The sequence below is a fragment of the Liquorilactobacillus aquaticus DSM 21051 genome (assembly GCF_001436755.1).
GTDB classification, from domain to species: domain Bacteria; phylum Bacillota; class Bacilli; order Lactobacillales; family Lactobacillaceae; genus Liquorilactobacillus; species Liquorilactobacillus aquaticus.
This window is the reverse complement of the sequence record NZ_AYZD01000021.1, coordinates 1-368: the sequence shown is the minus strand read 5'-3', so window position 1 is coordinate 368 and position 368 is coordinate 1. Positions and strand designations below refer to the sequence as shown.

General features: G+C 43.2%; 1 pseudogene. It reads left to right on the top strand.

From position 1 onward, the window contains the following. A pseudogene (locus FC19_RS11575) lies at positions 1-368 on the top strand (hypothetical protein); the annotation flags it as partial.

The following is a 368-nucleotide window of genomic DNA, read 5'->3' as shown; positions in this document are numbered from 1 at the left end:
CTTGTAGAGGTTGAACCACTATCTGATAATGAACCACTTGTGCTCAAACTTGATGAGGTTGAAGCACTATTTGATAACGAGCCACTTGTGCTCAAGCTTGATGAAGTCGAACCGCTATCTGATAAGGAGCCACTTGTGCTCAAACTTGATGAAGTCGAGGCACTATTTGATAACGAACCGCTTGTACTTAAACTTGATGAAGTTGAACCACTATTTGATAATGAGCCGCTTGTGCTCAAGCTTGATGAAGTTGAGGTACTATCTGATAAGGAGCCACTCGTGCTTAAGCTTGCAGAAGTCGAGGCACTATTTGATAACGAGCCACTTGTGCTCAAGCTTGATGAAGTTGACGCACTGTTCGACAATGA